The organism is Nonomuraea sp. NPDC059194 (genome assembly GCF_042754765.1).
GTDB lineage: Bacteria > Actinomycetota > Actinomycetes > Streptosporangiales > Streptosporangiaceae > Nonomuraea.
Genome location: NZ_JBHZBH010000027.1, coordinates 91,181 through 106,770 on the forward strand (window position 1 = coordinate 91,181; position 15,590 = coordinate 106,770).

Sequence of the window (15,590 nt, forward strand, 5' to 3'; positions counted from 1 at the left end):
TCATCACCTGTGACGGAAGTGAACACCACTCCCCCGGCTGAGCGCATCGAGCCCGTGGACATCCAGTCCGAGATGCAGCGCAGCTACATGGACTACGCGATGTCCGTCATCGTGTCCCGTGCGCTGCCCGACGTCCGCGACGGATTCAAGCCCGTGCACCGCCGGGTGCTCTACGCCATGTACGACGGTGGCTACCGTCCCGACCGCGGCTACTTCAAGTGCGCCCGCGTCGTCGGTGACGTCATGGGCACCTACCACCCGCACGGCGACACCTCCATCTACGACGCGCTCGTACGGCTGGCGCAGCCCTGGTCGCTGCGCTACCCGATGGTCGACGGGCAGGGCAACTTCGGCTCGCCCGGTAACGACCCCGCGGCGGCGATGCGCTACACCGAGTGCAAGCTCGCGCCCATCGCCATGGAGATGCTGCGCGACATCGACAAGGACACCGTCGACTTCAGACCCAACTACGACGGCAAGTCGCAGGAGCCCGACGTCCTGCCCGCGCGCATCCCGCAGCTGCTCGTCAACGGCTCGGGCGGCATCGCGGTGGGCATGGCCACCAACATCCCGCCGCACAACCTGCGCGAGGTCGCCTCGGCGGTCAAGTGGTACCTGGAGAACCCCGAGGCCACCGACGAGGAGCTGCTCGAGGCGTCCATCGGCCTGGTCAAGGGTCCCGACTTCCCGACCCGCGGGCTGATCGTCGGCCGCCGCGGCATCGAGGACGCCTACCGCACCGGCCGCGGCTCCATCACCATGCGGGCCGTCGTCGAGGTAGAGGAGGACGGCAAGGGCCGCCAGTCGCTGGTGGTCACCGAGCTGCCCTACCAGGTCAACCCGGACAACCTGGCGCTCAAGATCGCCGAGCTGGTCCGTGAGGGCAAGCTCACCGGCATCGCCGACGTCCGCGACGAGTCCTCCTCGCGTGTCGGCCAGCGACTGGTGATCGTGCTCAAGCGCGACGCCGTCGCCAAGGTCGTGCTGAACAACCTCTACAAGCACACCCAGCTGCAGGACACCTTCGGCGCCAACATGCTGGCGCTGGTCGACGGCGTGCCGCGCACGCTGCGCCTCGACCAGTTCATCCGCTACTACGTGGCGCACCAGATCGAGGTCATCGTCCGCAGGACCCGCTACCTGCTGCGCAAGGCCGAGGAGCGCGCCCACGTCCTGCGCGGCCTGCTCAAGGCCCTGGAGCGGATGGACGAGGTCATCGCGCTGATCAGGCGCTCGCCCTCGGCCGCCGAGGCGCAGGGCGGCCTGATGGCGCTGCTCGACATCGACGAGGTCCAGGCCCAGGCCATCCTCGACATGCAGCTGCGCAAGCTGGCCGCCCTGGAGCGCCAGGCGATCCAGGACGAGTTCGACCACCTGATGACCCAGATCGCCGAGTACAACGCGATCCTGGCCAGCCAGGCCCGGCAGCGGGAGATCATCAACGAGGAGCTGTCGGAGATCGTCGCGAAGTACGGCGACGACCGGCGCACCGAGATCATCGCCTACGACGGCGACATGTCGATCGAGGACCTCATCGCCGAGGACGAGATCGTCGTGACGATCACCCGCGGCGGCTACGCCAAGCGCACCAAGACCGACCTATACCGGGCGCAGAAGCGCGGCGGCAAGGGCGTGCGGGGGGCGCAGCTGCGCCAGGACGACATCGTCGACCACTTCTTCGTCACCACGACCCACCACTGGCTGCTGTTCTTCACCAACAAGGGCCGCGTCTACCGGGTCAAGGCCTACGAGCTGCCCGAGTCGGGGCGCGACGCGCGCGGGCTGCACCTGGCCAACCTGCTGGCCATGCAGCCGGACGAGACGGTCATGGAGGTCCTCGACCTGCGTGACTACGCCGTCGCGCCGTACCTCGTGCTGGCCACCCGCAGCGGCCTGGTCAAGAAGACCAGGCTGGCCGAGTACGACTCCCCCAGGTCCGGCGGCCTGATCGCGATCAACCTCCGCGAGGACGACGAGGTGATCGCCGCCCGCCTGGTCTCCGAGGAGGACGACCTGCTGCTCGTCTCCAAGGGCGCGCAGTCCATCCGCTTCACCGCGACCGACGACGCGCTGCGGCCCATGGGGAGGGCCACCAGTGGTGTTATCGGCATGAGATTCCTAGAAGGTGACGAACTTCTCGCCATGAATCGCATGGCGGATGGTGAGGACGTGCTTATCGCCACCGAGGGCGGGTACGCGAAACGGACACCCGTTGAGCAATACCCGGTACAGGGACGTGGCGGCAAGGGCGTGCTGACTGCGAAGATTGTCACCTCTCGTGGCAAGCTGGTCGGAGCCGCCATGGTCAACCCGGAGGACGAGGTCTTCGCGATCACGTCCAACGGCGGAGTGATCCGGACGAGTGCCGGGGAGATCAAGCAGTCTGGCCGTCAGACCATGGGAGTTCGCCTGATGAATCTCGCCGAAGGCGACAGCGTCGTGGCCCTCGCTCGGAACGCCGAGTCGATGGAGACTTCGGTGGAAGCTGAGGAAGACGGGGGAGGAGAGTAGTCCATGAACGCCCAGGGCGGTTCCGCGAAGACGACGTCGTCTCGGGAGAACGGGCAGAAGAAGCCCGCCAAGCCCAACGAGACAGAAGTCCTTGACCTCACCAAGGACGAGACCCAGGCCGAGGAGGAGCAGCAGCACAACGAGACGGTCCGCATCCGTCCGTCGTCGCTGACCTCCGAGGCCCCGCCGCCGGCCGTCGAACTGCCGAAGAAGAAGGCGGCCGCGGCCTCCAGGCTGCCGCGCAAGGCGCACCTGGTGCTGCGGCGCGTCGAACCGTGGTCGGCGATGAAGTTCAGCTTCGTCGTCTCCCTGGTCTGCTTCGTGGTCCTGTTCGTCGCGGTCGCCGTCCTGTACGGCGTGCTGTCGGCCATCGGGGTCTTCGACTCGATCGTCCAGACGGTCAACCAGTTGACCCAGGCCGACGGGCAGACCTCGGGGAGCTTCGACATCTCCTCCTGGTTCGAGCCGGTGCGGATCCTCGGCTACACCGCGCTGATCGGCGCGGTCAACGTCGTGCTGATCACGGCGCTGTCGACGTTGGGTGCCGTCATCTACAACATCGCCGCCGACCTGGTGGGCGGCGTCGAAGTGACGTTCAGCGAGGCCGAGTAGTTTCCTTGCCGTGTCCCGGACGCGGCGCGAGCAGCGCCCGGGACACGGTAAGCTTTCTTCGTGCGAACGACCGGTTCGCCTCCGCCTGGCGGATGCGATAACGTTCTTTGTGCGCGGGGCTATAGCTCAGACGGTTAGAGCGCTTCCCTGATAAGGAAGAGGTCCCAGGTTCAAGTCCTGGTAGCCCCACACATACGAAGGCCAGATTCCACCATCGTGGAACTGGCCTTTTGGTCATTTGTGGGGACTTTGTGGGCGGCCCCGGGAGCGGGTCGACCTGTTGTCGATCAGTTGATGATCGGCAGAGCCACGGTCAAGGTCTCATCGCCTGCCTCGCCGGTCAGGCGGAGCGTGAGTTCCCATATCCCGGCCATGGGGAACAGGTCCTCGGCGGCGCGGTAGACGCCGGGGCCGACCCGGGTCAGGGCGGCTTCGGGGAGGGCGTGGCCCATGGAGGGCATGGCGGCGGTCAGGACCACGCTGGTGGCCTGGTTCGTCCCGACGGTGACCTCGACGGTGGGCCCGGCGGTCACGGTGACCGTGTAGTGGTGTCCGGCGGCGGTCGCGGTCGCCGTACCGCCTGTCGAGCGGTTGATCACGAAGAAGGCGATGACCGCCGCGACCAGGGCAACGAAGGCGATGACCCGATATTTCATGAGACGTTGACAAGGTAGGGGCGGGTCACGATGTCCTCACTGGTGGCGTACTGCACCCAGGCGTGGTAGCGGCCGGGCTCCGGGAAGGTGAAGGTGAACTGTCGCCCGGTGGCGTGGACGTGGCCGAGGAAGGATCCGGCGGCGTCCCTGACGATCAGATGGCCGGGCATGCCCAGCCAGGGCCGGGTCTGCTCCTCCAGCTTGATCGTGGTGGGTCGTCCGGCGACCGCTGTCAGGTTGGTGGCCGGTGTGGGGGTTTGCCCGCTCACCTCGCGCCCGCTCACCTCGAAGGTGGCAGGGACGAGTTGACCGCCGGAGTCGACGCGTTCGAGCTCCGCCCAGACCAGCATTCTGCCCGCTATGTCGGCGCGCAGCCGTACCTCGAGCAGGCCGGGTGCGACCCGCCGGGGGTGGACATGGCGGAAATACCTCGCGTCCTGACTGGTCACCACCACGTGGGCGAGCGCCTCGTGATGGACCACCAGATCGTCCACCGGCCGGCCGGTGGACCCGTCGACGAGTTGGAGCCGGAGAGTGAAGTCGCGTCCGGCGATCGGCTGCGGCGGGGTGGTGGTGACGCGGGCCTGGACGTACGGCCGGCCGAGGCCGTCGGCGGTGGGCGCGGCCCCGTCCGGCTGCGGCTGCGGCAGGTACGGCTCGGCGACCACGAGCGTCGCCGCCATGCCCACGGCCAACGCCGCGGCGAACGTCAGCCCGCGCCCCAGCCGCCCGGTGAGCAGCCCGCCGACCAGCAGTACCGCCGCCACGAAGAGTCCGCCGTAGATCAGCAGCTCCCACGCGGCGCCTCGCGCGACCAGCACGCGGAAGGGCACCACGCTGATCTCGTCCCCGGCACGCAGGGTCAGCTCGTACGGCCCGGCCCGCGTGACGCGGAGCCGCGCCGTACCGCCGACGGAAAGGTCGCCGCGTACCGTGCTGCCGTCCTCGGCCGAGCGCAGCTCAAGGGCCAGCGGCACCCCCGGCCCGTCGTAGCGCTCGGCGGAGATCGCCAGCGTTCCCGGCACCCGCTTGGTCGCCTTGATCACCACGGTCAGCTCGCTGCCGCCGATGCTCTGGGCGAAGCGCATGTCCGACCCGGCCATGACGGTGTGCGCGGAGGCGGGGGCAGCGAGGATGACCAGCAGGACGACGACGAGACTAAGCAGCCGCTTCATGCCGCACGTTGTTGGGGAGGAACAGCACGCCCAGCAGCAGTCCGATCAGCCCGGCCACGATGGGCGCGCCCGTCCAGAGCTCCGGTACGGCAGGCAGGCCCGAAATCGCCGAGGCCGTCAGGACGTAGATCGTCCAGGTGGCCAGGGCGGACAGCGCGGCGAAGGCCCAGAACGCACCCCGCCGCGAGGCCGAGGGCCGCAGCCAGCGGATCAGCAGATCGGCGACCAGGCCGCCGGCCACGATCGACAGCAGCGTGGACACGTTCTCGAACTGCTCCTGGGCGCCCGGCATCAGCACGATCACGGCGTACAGCAGGGTGATCGCGCCGAAGGGCAGCTCCCAGCGGCGAGCCAGCAGCAGCGCCGGGGCGAGCAGCACCACGTTGGTGATCACCATGGAACTGGCCAGATCGCCGGCAGCGCCTCCTTCGACGTCGGAGAAGACCCGCACGATCCCCTCGGCGGACCACTGGAGGGCGTCGCCGTACGAAAGGAAGAGCGAGACCAGCGTGGTGGCGAAGGCCAGCGAGATCAGCGCGGGGACCAGTTGTCCCAGCGTGGGCCGCGTGCCCAACCCGGACCACGCGGAACGCACCGGAGTGGAGATGATCAGCGCCATCGTGGCCACCAGGCCCAGGTGTGACGGGCTGAACAGGATGTCGATGTTCTGCTCGATGCCCAGGACGGTGTGCCAGGTCATGTCGGCCAGGCCGAAGAGGGCGAAGCCGGGGATGGCCAGCAGCCCGGCCAGGTAGCCCACCGGCACCGCGGCCACACCCCTGCGTCCGGTGCGGACATTGCGCAGGACCTGCCACATGATCCAGCCGGAGACCGCGGCGAAGCCGGAGTAGAAGGCCGCATGCCACGGAGTGAAGAAGGTCTCCAACTCCGCGAGGTTGCTGTGCGCCCAGGCGTCGATCATCAGTCCGATGCCGAACCAGACCCCCAGGAGCGCGGTGACCAGATCGGTGCGGTAACTGACCCGAGGGCGCGCTTCCCCGGAGTCGGCGAGTAATCCGCTGATTCCTCTATTCGTCGTAAGCACGCATGGGACAGTACGTGATGATGATCTCCAGGGGAATCGGGGACCTCCCCCATGGGACCCTGAAGCAAGCCGTGCCGAAACCTTGTGCGGGCGCCGGTCAGAGGGGTAGATCAATGGCATGCCGAAGATCACGGGGTTACAGCGTGGCGATCCTGTCGAGGTAGGCGGGTTCCGTCTGACCGGACGGCTCAGCGAGAACGTGCTCGTCGGGCAGTCCGCTTCCGCGCAGACCGTGGTGGTCAGTCTGCTTCCGGCAGAACTGGATCGGGACCGGTTCCTGAGCGAGGTCGAACCCCTCCGGGCGGTGTCCGCGGTCAGTACCGCGCAGATCCTCGAGACCGGTGTGCTGGACGATCGGGCCTACGTCGTCAGCGAGTTCGTCGAAGGACCGACGCTGGAGCAGGTCGGCGGGACGTTCGACGGGGTGACGCTGTACCGGCTCGCAGCAGGCACGATCACGTCGCTGGTCGCCCTCCACCAGGCGGGATTCGTGCACGGCGACATCAGGCCCGGCAACGTGGTGCTCGGCCCCGATGGGCCTCGCGTGATCAATGTGGGCGTGGCGCGGGCGCTGTCGCAGGCGACGACCGCCACCCTCAAGGTGGTCAGCCCCGCCTACACCGCACCGGAGCGGCTGCGCGGAGGAGCGGCCGAGCCGCCCGCGGATGTCTTCTCCTGGGCGGCGACCCTGGTGTTCGCGGCGTCGGGCCGGTCGCCTTTCGACGGCGGGTCGTTGCCCGCGACGGTCGACCGCATCACCGGCGGCGATCCCGACCTGCCCGATCTGGGCGAGTTGCACGGCCTGCTCGCGGCGTGCCTGGCCAAGGACCCCCACATGCGGCCGACGGCGAGCGAGGTCCTGCTCCGTCTGGTGGGGCAGACGTCGTACCTGAGCGGGCTGATCGCGCCCGCCACGCCCCCGGTCCGACAACCACCCTTGACCCCCGCTGGTCGCCTGACGGGCGCGGCCTATTGCTGACCGCCTTCGAGCGAGACCGCGTTGTGGGCTTCGTGATCGTGGGCCCATCCACCAAATCAGCCAAGGTCACGAGGGTGAGCGGCGATGGTTCCGCCACCTTTGTGTGGGGTGCTGATGGCAAGACCGTGGTGGGGCAAGGACCTGACGGTTCGGTCCGGACGCACGATCTGGACGGCAGTCTGCTGCGGACTTTCACCGCTATCGGCGACCTGACCGGGACCGACGCCGCGCACACCGCGCTCGGCACGGTGCTCAGCACGACCTGTCCCGCCGCCGCGCGCGAGATCTGCTTCTGGGACGCGACGACCGGCGTGCAGAAGGGCACCGTCCGCCTTCCCGGCAACTCCGTCTTCAACGGCTGGCTGGACCGGCGTCACGTCATGGCCACCGTTACCGAGGGCTCCACGACCAAGGTGATGATGCTGGATCTGAACGGCAGAGCTGTACGGACGCTGGCGGAAGGACCCACGGCCGAGTTTCGCGACGTGTCACTCCATCTCACGAGAAGATGAGCGTGGAGATCCGCCCTGGGGCCTACGGCCGGTCGCTAGAGGTTGAGGCGGCGGTCGGCGGGGCCGTACCACTCGGCGAGCAGGACCGTGGCGTCGTCGTCGAGCCGGCCGTCCCGGTAGGTCAGGATGCTCTTGATCAGGCGACGGAGAGTCTCGGGCACCGGGAGGTCGGCGCTGTTGTGGCGGATGATGAAGTCCACGAACCTCTCCATGCCGAACTCCCGTCCCTCGCGGGCGCCCGCCTCGATGATGCCGTCGGTGTACAGCAGCAGCCGGTCGCCCGGTTCGAGCTGTCCACGGCACACGACGATGGGAAGCCCGAGGTCGAGGCCCATGGGGTGGGCTGGCGGGCAGTCGAGCGTGACAGCCCAGCGTCCGCCGCGGATGATGATGGGCGGGTGGTGGCCGCGGTTGACCCAGCGGAGCGCGCCGGTGATGAGGTTCAGGTCGGCGATGATCGCGGTCACGAAGCGGGTGCTGCGCCCGAACTCCTCGATCAGGACGCGCTCGATCGCCTCGGTGTTGGCGGTCGGCGGCAGGTCGTGGCGGCGGTGGTTACGGCAGGCGGCCATGGCCAGGTTGGCGGTCAACCCGGCCGAGACGTCGTGGCCCATGGCGTCGAAGACGGCCAGGTGGAGGGTGTCGCCGGCGATGGCGTAGTCGAAGGCGTCACCGCCGACCTCGTAGGCGGGCTCCATCACGGCGCTCACGGTCACCCGGTGGGTGGCGAACGTCAGCGGCGGCATGAGCCGCCACTGCATCTCGGCGGCGACGTTCATCGGGCGCGAGCGCACCAGCCGGGAGAAGGAGTCGCTGTGCGCGCGATGGCTGACCACCAGGAGCGCCACCAGTGACGCCAGGGGCCGCATGGCCTCCTGGGCCTCCTTGCGGCCTTCGGGGATGCCGATCCGCAGGACGCCCAACCGCTCGGTGCCGTCCAGGATGGGCACCCACCACTCGGTCGTGCCGTGGTCGGGAGCGGCCCTGGCCAGGATGCGGACCTCCTGGAAGGCTCGCCCCGCCAGCGTGGCGTCGATGGCGAGCTCGGCCGGGTACGGCCCGGCGTGCTCGCCCGCGCTCTCGCCGTGTCCGGTCAGCAGGCGCATCACGCTCTGCTGCAGATCGGCCAGGTAGATCAGCACGGGGTCCAGCCCGGCGCGGGCGGCGTGCAGGCTCACGAGAGAGGGCAGTTGCTCCAGCGCCGTCAGGTGGCTGGCCTGGAGCAATCCGGTCAGCATGTCCTCGATTCCGGTGGAATCGTTCATGGCGGCACCTTCGCTCGGCAGTCATCTGCCACATACCCATTGTGGCCTCGCCGCGAGCCCAGGCCCCCGAGCCCGGTCCCGGCAGGCGGGGTGGGTCCACGCGAGCCGGGGACCGCGTGCGCTGGGGGCCGCGGGCCGAGTTCATGCGCACCCGGGCCACGCGAGCTGAGACCCGCGAGTCGGGCTGCGGGGGCGGCGAGGGTGCCGAACTTCTGGATTTCCACTGACATGAGGTGACAGTGGACTCGCCCTACCGTCCATCGCATGAACGACTTCGACTTCCACACCGGCACATGGGACATCGTCAACAGGCGCAGGACGGACTTCCTCGAGGAGTCGTGCCTGTTGAAGGAGGCGACCGAGTGGGAGGAGTTCCCCGCCGTCAGCCACGCCTCCAGGCACTTCGGCGGCGGAGCGAACTTCGACGAGATCGAGTTCCCGACGAAGGGCTCCAGCGGCCTCACCCTGCGGCTGTTCGACCCCGAGACCGAGGAGTGGTCCCTCTACTGGGCCAGCAGCCGTACGGGCAAGCTGACCCCGCCGGTCGTCGGCAGGTTCTCCGGCGGCAGGGGAGAGTTCTACGGGGACGACACCCACGCGGGCCGGGACATCAGGGTGCGCTTCATCTGGTCGGACATCACCGAGCGGTCCGCCCGCTGGGAGCAGGCGTTCTCGGTCGACGGCGGCGAGACCTGGATCACCAACTGGATCATGGCGTCAACGCGGCGCTGACCTGCGACGTTTGACGCGCCGACCGCAGTGGGAATGATGCGAACTGCGGCTTTTCTCCCCTCTTGAGGCCAATCGGGGGATTCCACGGTGACTACTGATACCGCGACCACCGCGGCCGCACGCAAGCTGCCGTTGCCGACGCTGACCGCGATGGTGGTCGGCTCCATGGTCGGCGCGGGCGTCTTCTCGCTGCCGCGCAACTTCGCCCAGGCCACAGGCGTGTGGGGGGCGGTCATCGCCTGGACGATCGCGGGCGTGGGCATGCTCATGCTCGCCTTCGTCTTCCAGACGCTCGCCATCCGCAAACCCGACCTCAACGCGGGCGTCTACGCGTACGCCAAGGCGGGCTTCGGCGAGTTCCCCGGATTCTTCTCCGCCTTCGGCTACTGGGCCAGCGCCTGCGTGGGCAACGTCTCCTACTGGGTGCTGATCAAGTCGACGCTCGGCACGGTCGTGCCAGGCTTCGGCGAGGGCAACACGCTCCTGGCGGTGGCCGCCTCGGTGGTCGGCGTCTGGGCGTTCCATTTCATGATCATGCGCGGTGTGAAAGAGGCCGCCGCGATCAACAGGATCGTGACGGTCGCGAAGCTGGTGCCGATCCTGCTGTTCGTCGTGATCATCGCGGTGGCCCTGCGCGGCGGGGTGTTCTCGGCCAACCTGTGGGGCGGCGACGCGCCGTCGGCCGGTGCGCTGTTCGGGCAGGTCAAGGCGACCATGCTGGTCACCGTCTTCGTCTTCCTCGGGGTCGAGGGCGCCAGCGTCTACTCCCGGTACGCGCGTCGGAGGGAGGACGTGGGAAGGGCGACCGTGCTCGGCTTCCTCAGCGTGCTCGCGCTGTTCGCCTCGGTCTCCGTCCTGTCGTACGGCGTGCTGCCCAAGGCGGAGTTGGCCGAGCTGCGCCAGCCGTCCATGGCCGGGGTGCTGGAAGCGGTGGTCGGGCCGTGGGGTTCGGTGTTCATCGGCGTCGGGCTCATCGTCTCGGTTCTGGGCGCCTACCTGGCCTGGACACTCATGGCGGCCGAGGTGCTGTTCGTCGCCGCGCGGGACGACGACATGCCGGCCTTCCTCAAGCGCGAGAACCGCGAGGGGGTGCCGGTGGCCGCGCTGGTGATGACCAGCGTGCTCATCACCGCCGTGCTGGCCGTGACGCTGTTCTCCGACGACGCCTTCGCCTTCACGCTCAAGCTGTGCAGCTCGCTGTCGCTGGTGCCGTACCTGCTGGCGGCGGGGTACGCGCTCAGGCTCGCCGGCGGGTGGGAAGGCGAGGCGAGCAGAGGGCCGGGCAAGGACCTGCTGGTGGCGGCGCTCGCCGTCGTCTACACGGCTTTTCTGATCTTCGCGGCGGGGCTGACGTTCCTGCTGCTGTCGTGCATCATCTACGCGCCCGGAATGATCCTGTTCGTCATCACGCGGCGCGAGCACGGCAGGCGGGTCTTCTCTCCTGCCGAACTGGTGCTGTTCGTCGTGGTCCTGGTGGGCGCGGTCGTCGGCGTCGCCGGGCTCGCCTCGGGCTTGATCACCATCTGAGGGACTCTAGGCGCGTATCGGGAAAAGAGGTACGTTCCAGAAAGCGTGAGCTCGGGGGATCTTGCTCACGTCTGGTCCCCAAAAGGAGCCTCGATGCGCGTACCCTTCCGCAAGGCCATCACCGTGGCCGCCGTCCTCGCCTTACCCCTTTCTTTCGCCACCCCCGCCGAAGCAAGCCCGGTGTCCGACGCCTTCGCCAAGCTGCTGGTCAAGCAGGTCAAGGGCGCCAACGTCAAGAAGCACCTGGACGCCTTCCAGGCCATCGCCACCGCCAACGGCGGCAACCGCGCCGCCGGAAGCGCCGGCTACGACGCCTCCCGCGACTACGTGGCCGACAAGCTCCGCAAGGCCGGCTACAAGGTCACGCTCCAGCCGATCAACTACGTCGAGAGCTGGTCGGAGAACACTCCGCCGGTGCTGGGCTCCTACGTGCCGAACGAGGACTTCTACACCTTCCAGCCCTCGCCTGCGGGCGACGTCACCGCGCAGGTCCAGGGCGTGGACCTGACGCTGCCGCCCACCCCGACGCCGACCTCGACGAGCGGCTGCGAGATGTCCGACTTCTCGGGCTTCGTCGCCGGCCGGATCGCGCTCATCCAGCGCGGCACCTGCGCGTTCGCCACCAAGATCCGCAACGCGGGCGTCGCGGGCGCCTCCGGGATCATCGTCTTCAACGAGGGCCAGCCGGGCAGGACCGAGGCCTTCCCCCTCGACATCGGCGAATGGCGGGCGGGGGTGCCGATGGTCTTCGCCGACTTCGCCGTCGGTAACGCCCTGGCCGCTACGCCCGACGCCAGCGTCCGCCTCAAGGTCGACTCCAACCTCGTCCTCGGCACCGACGAGAACGTGATCGCCGAGTCCAGGTTCGGCGACCCCGACGACGTCGTCATGGTCGGCGCGCACCTCGACGGCGTGCCCGAGGGCCCCGGCATCAACGACAACGGCTCCGGATCGGCCGCCATCCTGGAGACCGCCCTGCGGATGAAGTACTTCCCCGTGCGCAACAAGGTGCGTTTCGCCTTCTGGGCCGCGGAGGAGATCGGTCTGCTCGGCTCCGACCAGTACGTCGAGAAGCTGTCTCAGGAGCAGCGCGACCGGATCAAGCTCTACCTGAACTTCGACATGGTCGGCTCGCCCAACTACGCCTACAAGCTGTACGACGGTGACGACTCCGACAACACCGGCTCCCCCGCGGGCCCGCCGGGATCGGCCGAGATCGAGCAGCAGCTGAAGGCCTTCTTCACCAGCCGCAGCCTGTCCACCGTCGGCACGGACTTCGACGGCCGCTCCGACTACGGCCCGTTCATCGCGGTCGGCATCCCGTCCGGCGGCATCTTCACCGGCGCCGAGGGCCTCAAGACCGCCGAGGAGGCGGCCATGTTCGGCGGTACGGCGGGCGTCGCCTACGACGTCTGCTACCACGCGGCCTGCGACGGCATCGGCAACATCAACCTGACCGCGCTGGACGTCAACGCCGACGCGATCGCCGACTCCGTCGCACGTTACGCCTTCGACACGCGTGACATCCCTGACAGGGCGGCGGCCGTGTCGGCCCGCGCCGCCGTACAGGTGGCCACGGGCAGCTCCGCGAGCTGACCGAACCGTGAGGCGGGCTGACCTCACCACGAGCTGACCTCACCGTGAGGACGAGCTGGCCTCGCCCGTGGGGAAGGGCGGTCTCCCACAGGACCGCCCTTCCTCCATCGCACCCTCTGTCCGCCCCCCACGGAGGAACCGATGAAATCCCGCATCCTGGTCGTGGCCGCCGCGCTCGCGCTGGCCGCCGCTCCTCTCACCTCGCCCGCCTCAGCCGCCTCCCTCACCTCGGCCCAGGCCGTACGGCTGGCGCCGCCGAACCTCTCGCTGGCCAACGTGAAGGCCCACCTCAGCCAGCTGCAGTCCATCGCCTCCAGCAACGGCGGCAACCGCGCCCACGGCCGGCCCGGCTACCTGGCCTCGGCCAACTACGTCAAGGCCCAGCTCGACGCGGCCGGGTTCCAGACCGTCCTGCAGTCGTTCACCTACAACGGGGCGACCGGCTACAACGTCATCGCCGACTGGCCGGGCGGCAACCCCGACGACATCCTCATGGTCGGCGCGCACCTCGACAGCGTGACGGCGGGCCCCGGCATCAACGACAACGGCTCGGGCAGCGCCTCGATCCTGGAGGCGGCGCTTGAGGTGTCGCGGCAGGCGTTACAGCCGGCCAAGCACCTGCGGTTCGCCTGGTGGGGCGCCGAGGAGCTCGGGCTGCGCGGCTCGCAGCACTACGTCACCAACCTGTCGACCGCCGACCGAGCCAAGATCAAGGGGTACCTGAACTTCGACATGGTCGGCTCGTCCAACGCCGGCTACTTCGTCTACGACGGCGACAACTCCGACGGCGTCGGCTCTGGCCCTGGTCCGACGGGCTCGGCCGAGCTGGAGCGGACGCTGCAGGACTACTTCGCCTCGATCGGCGTGCCCACCAGAGGCACCGACTTCGACGGCCGCTCGGACTACGGGCCGTTCATCTCCCGCGGCATCCCCGCCGGCGGCACCTTCACCGGCGCCGAGGGCATCAAGTCCAGCTCCCAGGCCCAGCTGTGGGGCGGTACGGCGGGGCAGGCCTTCGATCCCTGCTACCACCGCTCGTGCGACACCACGGCGAACATCAACGACACGGCGCTGGACCGCAACGCCGACGCGGTGGCCTACGCCGTGTGGACGATCGCCACGGCCGTACCCCCGGTGACCGTGTGGTCCGACGACTTCGAGACGGACACGGGCTGGACCGCCAACCCGAACGGCACCGACACCGCCACCACCGGCCTCTGGGAGCGCGGTGACCCGCAGGCCACCACCTCCAGCGGGACCAAGCAGGTCGGCACCACGGTCAGCGGCGTCAACGACCTGGTCACCGGACGGCTGGCGGGCTCGAGCGCGGGCGCTTACGACATCGACGGGGGCGTCACCTCGATCCAGTCGCCTCCGGTCACGATGCCGTCCAGCGGCGTGCTGCGGCTGTCGTTCTCGTGGTACCTGGCGCACGGCAGCAACGCCTCCAACGCCGACTTCTTCCGGGTGAAGATCGTGGGCGACACGACCAGCACGGTGTTCCAGCAGCTCGGAGCCGCTTCGGACCGTGACGGCGGGTGGGGGGCGTCCACCGCGGACATCTCGGCGTTCGCGGGGCAGACCGTGCGCGTGGTGTTCGAGGCGGCCGACGCCTCGGGGGCGAGCCTGGTGGAGGCGGGCGTCGACGACGTCAAGGTAACCCAGCAGTAACCCGACCCGACCCGGCGCCGCCCCTGCCTCAACGGGGGCGGCGTCGGAAATCGACACCGGCGTATCGCCATTCTGACCGGGTAGTTCCTGCTTGATACGCGGTGGGCTTTCCGCTCTCTTTGTCGCTTGTTGCAACGGTCGGCGGTTGAGTGGAGGGTGGCCAGGGGTTCGGGAGGCGCGGAATGGCAGGACCAGGGGAAGGTGCGGCGAGCAATCGCACAGCACACCTGATCATGGCCGCGCTGCCGTACGTCATGATCGCGATGGTGACGGCGGTCGAGCTGATGCCGGGCACCGAGCTCGGCTTCCTTTCGCTGCTGGCGCTCGGCCCCGCCTTCGCCAGCCTCGTGGGAACCGTCAGGCGCACCGCGGTCATCGGCGCGATCGCGCTGATGCTCTCCCTGGTGCTGGGCGCCTACGACGACCTCATCGGAACCCGCCAGAGCTTCCAGAGCCTGCTGGTCATCACGGGTGTCACCGCGGCGAGCCTGGTCGCCACGGTGGGCAGGCAGCGGCGCGAACGCGAACTGGCCAACGTGCGCTCGGTGGCCGAGGTGGCGCAGCGGGTGCTGATGCGTCCGGTGCCACGCCGGGCGGGACACCTGCGCATCGCGGTCTCCTACACCTCGGCCGCGGCCGACGCGCACATCGGCGGCGATCTGTACGACGTCGTGACGGGGTCGGCGGGCGTCAGGGTCATCGTCGGCGACGTGCAGGGCAAGGGCCTGGAGGCGGTGGACACCGCGGCCCTGGTGCTGTCGGTCTTCCGTGAGGCCGCCCATGACGAGCCCGACCTGCTGGGGGTCAGCAGCCGGCTGGAGAAGGCGCTCAACAGGCGGCTCGAAGGCGAGGACTTCGTCACCGCCGTCCTGCTGGAGGCCACGGGTGTGGGCGCGATGACGCTGCTGAACTACGGTCATCCGGCGCCGCTGATCCTGCACGCCGACGGCCGGGTCAGCTTCGCCGAACCCGAGGAGACCGCGCCGCCGCTCGGCATGGGGACGCTCGACGTCGAGGGCCCCGTGCCGCACCGGATCCGGTTCCGCCCTGGCGACCAGATGCTGCTCTACACCGACGGGGTCATCGAGGCGCGCGACCCCGAGGGCAGGTTCTACCCGCTGGCCGAGCGGGCCTTCCTGCTGAAGAACGACAACCCGGAGGCGGCGCTCGAGGCGCTGCGCCTCGACCTGGTCGCGCACGTCGCCGCCCCGCTGCACGATGACGCGGCCATGCTGCTGCTGCGCCAGTCCGGGGGAAGGGACCTCATGAGGTTGGGCCGGACCGCGGCCCCACTACTGGGATGACGGGG

Annotated in this window: 13 protein-coding genes and 1 tRNA gene; 10 read left to right on the plus strand and 4 right to left on the minus strand. The window is 69.0% G+C overall.

What is annotated here, in order from left to right:
- Window positions 1-9: 9 nt before the first annotated feature.
- From gyrA to ACFXJ8_RS29170, 3 genes are all read left to right on the plus strand, one after another.
- Entirely contained in the window at window positions 10-2,511 is a 2,502-nt protein-coding gene (gene gyrA / locus ACFXJ8_RS29160) for a DNA gyrase subunit A (protein ID WP_379647163.1), read from the plus strand.
- Window positions 2,512-2,514: 3 nt separating this feature from the next.
- Window positions 2,515-3,123, plus strand: coding sequence for a DUF3566 domain-containing protein (locus ACFXJ8_RS29165; RefSeq protein WP_379647164.1), 609 nt, complete (start codon window positions 2,515-2,517; stop codon window positions 3,121-3,123).
- Window positions 3,124-3,238: 115 nt separating this feature from the next.
- Window positions 3,239-3,312, plus strand: a tRNA-Ile gene (locus ACFXJ8_RS29170).
- A 98-nt stretch (window positions 3,313-3,410) separates the two neighbouring features.
- Here the strand turns inward: ACFXJ8_RS29170 and ACFXJ8_RS29175 are convergent.
- Genes ACFXJ8_RS29175 through ACFXJ8_RS29185 form a run of 3 tightly spaced genes read right to left on the minus strand, consistent with a single transcriptional unit; the run spans window position 3,411 to window position 5,999 of the window.
- Window positions 3,411-3,779, minus strand: coding sequence for a hypothetical protein (locus tag ACFXJ8_RS29175; protein WP_379647165.1), 369 nt, complete (start codon window positions 3,777-3,779; stop codon window positions 3,411-3,413).
- The gene (locus ACFXJ8_RS29180) at window positions 3,776-4,954 is read right to left on the minus strand and encodes a hypothetical protein (protein ID WP_379647166.1); all 1,179 of its coding nucleotides are present in this window, start codon (window positions 4,952-4,954) and stop codon (window positions 3,776-3,778) included. The genes ACFXJ8_RS29175 and ACFXJ8_RS29180 overlap by 4 nt, the downstream gene beginning before the upstream one ends.
- Window positions 4,938-5,999 carry a hypothetical protein gene (locus ACFXJ8_RS29185; protein WP_379647167.1) on the minus strand — a complete coding sequence of 354 codons (1,062 nt, stop codon included), beginning with the start codon at window positions 5,997-5,999 and terminating at the stop codon, window positions 4,938-4,940. The genes ACFXJ8_RS29180 and ACFXJ8_RS29185 overlap by 17 nt, the downstream gene beginning before the upstream one ends.
- Before the next feature lie 118 nt (window positions 6,000-6,117).
- Here ACFXJ8_RS29185 and ACFXJ8_RS29190 point away from each other — a divergent pair, with 118 nt between their 5' ends.
- Together ACFXJ8_RS29190 and ACFXJ8_RS29195 are read left to right on the plus strand one after the other, a co-directional pair.
- The gene (locus ACFXJ8_RS29190; RefSeq protein WP_379647168.1) at window positions 6,118-6,978 is read left to right on the plus strand and encodes a serine/threonine-protein kinase; all 861 of its coding nucleotides are present in this window, start codon (window positions 6,118-6,120) and stop codon (window positions 6,976-6,978) included.
- Between the two features lie 23 nt (window positions 6,979-7,001).
- On the plus strand, window positions 7,002-7,490 hold the full coding sequence (locus ACFXJ8_RS29195; RefSeq protein ID WP_379647169.1) for a hypothetical protein: 489 nt from the start codon (window positions 7,002-7,004) through the stop codon (window positions 7,488-7,490).
- Between the two features lie 35 nt (window positions 7,491-7,525).
- On the opposite strand, the gene ACFXJ8_RS29200 is transcribed toward ACFXJ8_RS29195, so the two are convergent.
- A complete protein-coding gene (locus ACFXJ8_RS29200) occupies window positions 7,526-8,755 on the minus strand; it encodes a PP2C family protein-serine/threonine phosphatase (protein WP_379647170.1) in 1,230 nt (409 codons plus the stop codon).
- 264 nt (window positions 8,756-9,019) lie between these two features.
- Here ACFXJ8_RS29200 and ACFXJ8_RS29205 point away from each other — a divergent pair, with 264 nt between their 5' ends.
- The 5 genes from ACFXJ8_RS29205 (at window position 9,020) to ACFXJ8_RS29225 (ending at window position 15,585) form a co-directional block, all read left to right on the plus strand.
- Entirely contained in the window at window positions 9,020-9,487 is a 468-nt protein-coding gene (locus tag ACFXJ8_RS29205; protein ID WP_379647171.1) for a hypothetical protein, read from the plus strand.
- A gap of 87 nt (window positions 9,488-9,574) precedes the next feature.
- Window positions 9,575-11,014 carry a basic amino acid/polyamine antiporter gene (locus ACFXJ8_RS29210; RefSeq protein WP_379647172.1) on the plus strand — a complete coding sequence of 480 codons (1,440 nt, stop codon included), beginning with the start codon at window positions 9,575-9,577 and terminating at the stop codon, window positions 11,012-11,014.
- Between the two features lie 93 nt (window positions 11,015-11,107).
- Window positions 11,108-12,610 carry a M28 family metallopeptidase gene (locus ACFXJ8_RS29215; protein WP_379647173.1) on the plus strand — a complete coding sequence of 501 codons (1,503 nt, stop codon included), beginning with the start codon at window positions 11,108-11,110 and terminating at the stop codon, window positions 12,608-12,610.
- 141 nt (window positions 12,611-12,751) lie between these two features.
- Window positions 12,752-14,281, plus strand: a complete 1,530-nt coding sequence (locus ACFXJ8_RS29220; RefSeq protein WP_379647174.1) for a M28 family peptidase — start codon at window positions 12,752-12,754, stop codon at window positions 14,279-14,281.
- 182 nt (window positions 14,282-14,463) lie between these two features.
- Entirely contained in the window at window positions 14,464-15,585 is a 1,122-nt protein-coding gene (locus ACFXJ8_RS29225) for a PP2C family protein-serine/threonine phosphatase (RefSeq protein ID WP_379647175.1), read from the plus strand.
- Window positions 15,586-15,590 lie beyond the last annotated feature (5 nt).